At 52.9% G+C, this 503-nt stretch carries 1 pseudogene; it reads right to left on the bottom strand.

Annotated features, from left to right (window positions below):
- Positions 1-318 precede the first annotated feature (318 nt).
- A pseudogene (locus tag GAC_RS04355) lies at positions 319-503 on the bottom strand (DUF1194 domain-containing protein); the annotation flags it as partial.

The raw sequence follows: 503 nt of genomic DNA, 5'->3' as shown, positions 1-503 counted from the left end.
TTTTGCGCTTCCGTTAACAACCCTCTGAACGTCGAACGAAAAGCCGAATATGCGCAGATGGCGCAATGCTACAATTGACATCATCAACACTGGCAAGGAACGCATCTACCCACTCACCGAGGCGGGCGGCAAACCAATACTCCCTTCTTGCTGAATGCACGGCAACTGCAGCGGTTCTGCAAGAAGTGCGGTTTGCACCCCCCGATTTGTGGTAGCAACGATGCGCTGTGCTCCCTGTGAAGGACTTCGTCCTGATTGGGGCAGAGCTCCTTCTACATGACATATCTACACCGTGTCAGTTAAAGGTAGGGTAGCGGTTTACCTAGACCAACCAGAAGACTGCTGTTGCTGCTGTTCTCCCTGTGCAATCTGGGTCTCCTGCTGATTGAGGGACTGCATCTTCCCATCTGCAGAAGCCTCATTTACAGCAGCAGCAAGACCTTCAGCTGCCTGCTCGAGTTCCTCTTGATTAATGCCTTCCACGCCCTTGGCTTCAGGGGTAG

This window comes from Anaplasma marginale str. Florida (assembly GCF_000215485.1).
In the GTDB taxonomy this organism is placed as follows: domain Bacteria; phylum Pseudomonadota; class Alphaproteobacteria; order Rickettsiales; family Anaplasmataceae; genus Anaplasma; species Anaplasma marginale.
Note: the sequence above shows the minus strand (reverse complement) of the source record. Positions and strands in the feature narration are given on the sequence as shown.